The organism is Actinophytocola sp., assembly GCF_035634895.1.
Taxonomy (GTDB): domain Bacteria; phylum Actinomycetota; class Actinomycetes; order Mycobacteriales; family Pseudonocardiaceae; genus Actinophytocola.
This window is the reverse complement of record NZ_DASQCC010000107.1, coordinates 1-3,021: the sequence shown is the minus strand read 5'-3', so window position 1 is coordinate 3,021 and position 3,021 is coordinate 1. Positions and strand designations below refer to the sequence as shown.

Below are 3,021 nucleotides of genomic sequence, written 5' to 3'. Positions count from 1 at the left end.
CATCACCCTCGTCGTGATCATGGATCCACCCGGCACCGTGCCCGTGTTCCTCAGCCTGGTGGGGCGCAGGCCCCGCCCGGCGCGGGTGGCCGCCGCGCGTCAGGCCGTCCTCGTCTCGCTCGGCGTGATCAGCCTGTTCGCGGTCGGCGGCGAGGCGATCCTGTCCTACCTCGGCATCGGCATCCCGGCCATCCAGGGCGCGGGCGGTCTCCTGCTCCTGCTCATCGCCCTCGACCTGCTGACCGGACGCGACGCCACGGAGCCCCGTGCGGTCGAGGACGTCAACGTCGCGCTCGTCCCACTCGGCACCCCGCTGCTCGCGGGCCCCGGCGCCATCGCCGCGACGATCGTCTTCGTCAGGCATGCCAACAGCTTCGCCACCTACTTCTCCCTCGCGCTGGCGATCGTCGCCGTGCATCTGGTCCTCTGGCTGTGCCTGCGGTTCTCGGGCCTGTTGATCCGCATCTTCAAGGACAGCGGCATCCTGCTCATGGCCAAGATCGCGGGTCTCCTGCTCGCCGCCATCGCGGTTCAGCTGGTCGCGGACTCGGTGCAGGGGTTCGTGAACGACGCGTCGTGACACCGGGCGGCGCGAGCCGGACCGGCACTGTCGGTGGGTGCCACTACGGTGGTCCCCGTGCAACTCGGGTTCGACGCCATGCCGCGCAAGCTCATCAAGGTCACCCCGTCCCGCCTGGCGGCGTGGGTCGACTGCCCGCGCCGTTTTCGGATGGCCTACCTCGACCGGCCGACCCCTCCGCGGGGCGGCGCATGGGCGCACAGCACGCTCGGCGCCGTGGTGCACAACGCCTTACGTGCCTTCTTCGACCTCCCCGGCAACCGCCGCACGCCCGAGGCCGCCGCCGCGCTCGTCGGCCAGCAGTGGAGCGACGAGGGCTTCGCCGGCCCCAGCCAGGCGGCCGAGTACCGCTCCCGCGCGCAGGGCTGGGTCTCCGACTACGTCGCCGAGCTCGACCCCGAGCTGGAGCCGGTCGGTCTCGAACGCTGGGTGTCCGCCCCGGTCGGCAAGATCGTCGCCGAGGGGCGGGTCGACCGGATCGACGAGCGGGACGGCGAGGTGGTCATCGTCGACTACAAGACCGGCCGCTCGGCGCTCACCACCGACGACGCGCGAGGCTCGCAGGCGCTGGCCCTGTACGTCCTGGCCGCGCGCCGCACGCTGCGCCGGCCGTGCACCAAGGTCGAGCTGCACCACCTGCCCTCCGGCACGGTCGCGGCCTGGGAACACACCGAGGAGTCCCTGACCCGGCACCGCACGCGGGCCGAGGAGGCGGCGGACGAGTTCAATCTCGCGACGGATACGCTGAACGCCGGCGGTGACCCGGACGTCCTCTTTCCAGCACAGGTTGGTCGCCAGTGCTCCTGGTGTGACTTCCGGCGGAGCTGCCCCGATGGTCAGGCCGCTGGGCCGGCGGCCGAACCCTGGGCCATGCTGGTCCCCTAGGAGGCCCCACGTGAACCTTTCCGACGCGACCACGGTGGAGATGCCGACGTCACCTCAGCCCGTGCCCGCGCCGCGCCACCGCGGCGGCCCGTGGCGGGAGCTGTCCGGCGCGCTCGCGGTCGGCATGTCGGTGCTCGCCGTCGTCGTCATCGTCTTCCAGGTCCTGGCCTGGGGGCGGGCCATGCCCGGCCCCGGCATGTGGACCGTCGTCGGGCACGTGGTCGCCGCGGCGCTCGCGGTGTTCGTGCAGCGTTTCGCCGACCGGCTCACGGGCTGGGCCGCCGCGGCGGCCGTGCTGGGCGTCGTCGCCGTCGCCGGCGCCGCCCTATGGCTGTTCTGGTGGGCCTGAGGGCCACACCAGGTCGATGAACGCCTGAACCGAGGCGTCGACACCCGCGCGGTCGCCGGTGGCCAGCAGGTCCAGCAGGGCGCCCCGGGTGAACGCGAGCGCCATCCGCGCCTGGGCGAGTGGCAGCCCGGCGAACATGGCGTCGTCCGCCAGCCAGGACGTCACGATGCCGTCCAGCACCGGCGCCACCGACTCCCGGCCGGCCAGCGCCGCCCCGTACAGCTCGAAGAACAGCCGCTCGTACGGCGCCAGCGCCGGATCCGACAGCCGGCGCCAGAACTCCAGGGCCTGCTCCCGCGGCGTGCGTGACCGCAGCGCGGCCAGCGCGACCCGCTGCCGTTCCTCGATCGCACGCACGACCTCGACGAGCAGCCGGTCGCGGGTGCCGAAGTGGTAGATCAGCATGCGGTGGCTGGTCCCGGCGCCCGCCGCGATCTGCCGCAGGCTGCGGTCACCGACCCCGGCGCCGGCCAGGTAGGCGATCACGCGGTCGAGAAGGTCGGTCCGGGACATGTACCAAATGGTACAGTCGGCGCATGAGACACGAGGTCACCACCACCATCGACGCGCCGGCGGACGTCGTCTGGCGTGCCGTCCGCGATGTCGAGAAGTGGTCGGACTGGACGCCGACCGTCACCGAGATCCGGGTGCACGGCGGCGACGAGATCAAGCAGGGCAGCGTCGCCACCGTCCGCCAGCCGAGGCAGCCGGCCCGCGACTGGACCGTCACCGAGTTGGTGGACGGCCGCTCCTTCACGTGGACGAGCAGCGGACCCGGCCTGCGGTTCGCCGCGAACCACACGGTGACCACGACGAAGGGGGAGACCGGCGCGGGCCGCACGACGGTCGAGCTGACCTTCGCCGTCGCCGGTCCGCTCGCACCGCTCGCCGCTCTGCTGGCCGGCAGGGCGATCCGCTGGGCGGTCGACACCGAGGCGGCGTCGCTCAAGAAGTGGTGCGAGTAGGTGGCGCGCTCATGACCCCGCGCGAGCGGTGATCGTCCCGGGATCCTGGGCGGCGAGCCACGAGCGCCAGGTCGGCAGCAGTGTGGCCAGCAGCTCCTCGGGGTTCTCCGTGTTCGGCGAGTGGCGGGCCGCGCGGATCACGGCGAAGTCCGCGTCCAGGCGGTCGGCCATGTCGCGCTGGGTCGACACCGGCCAGGCGTCGTCGAACTCGCCGCAGCAGACCAGGCACGGGGTGCCCGAGG

6 protein-coding genes are annotated in these 3,021 nt (G+C 72.8%); 4 read left to right on the top strand and 2 right to left on the bottom strand.

Translation table 11 applies throughout. The features are described from left to right. The first annotated feature begins 1 nt into the window (after nucleotide 1). The 3 genes from VET29_RS15455 (at nucleotide 2) to VET29_RS15445 (ending at nucleotide 1,814) form a co-directional block, all read left to right on the top strand. A complete protein-coding gene (locus VET29_RS15455; RefSeq protein WP_324920550.1) occupies nucleotides 2-580 on the top strand; it encodes a MarC family protein in 579 nt (192 codons plus the stop codon). A 78-nt stretch (nucleotides 581-658) separates the two neighbouring features. Then, nucleotides 659-1,465 (top strand): PD-(D/E)XK nuclease family protein, encoded by an 807-nt coding sequence (locus VET29_RS15450; RefSeq protein WP_324920552.1) that lies wholly within the window; start codon nucleotides 659-661, stop codon nucleotides 1,463-1,465. Between the two features lie 10 nt (nucleotides 1,466-1,475). Next, a complete protein-coding gene (locus tag VET29_RS15445) occupies nucleotides 1,476-1,814 on the top strand; it encodes a hypothetical protein (protein WP_324920548.1) in 339 nt (112 codons plus the stop codon). On the opposite strand, the gene VET29_RS15440 is transcribed toward VET29_RS15445, so the two are convergent. Continuing rightward, nucleotides 1,791-2,327: a TetR/AcrR family transcriptional regulator gene (locus tag VET29_RS15440; RefSeq protein WP_324920546.1), complete on the bottom strand. Its 537-nt coding sequence runs from the start codon at nucleotides 2,325-2,327 to the stop codon at nucleotides 1,791-1,793. The two genes, VET29_RS15445 and VET29_RS15440, sit on opposite strands and share 24 nt — an antisense overlap. Nucleotides 2,328-2,350: 23 nt before the next feature. Here VET29_RS15440 and VET29_RS15435 point away from each other — a divergent pair, with 23 nt between their 5' ends. Continuing rightward, nucleotides 2,351-2,779 (top strand): SRPBCC family protein, encoded by a 429-nt coding sequence (locus tag VET29_RS15435; protein WP_324920544.1) that lies wholly within the window; start codon nucleotides 2,351-2,353, stop codon nucleotides 2,777-2,779. Between the two features lie 9 nt (nucleotides 2,780-2,788). On the opposite strand, the gene VET29_RS15430 is transcribed toward VET29_RS15435, so the two are convergent. Then, on the bottom strand, nucleotides 2,789-3,021 hold a 233-nt coding region (locus VET29_RS15430; protein WP_324920542.1), incomplete at its 5' end, for an alpha/beta hydrolase.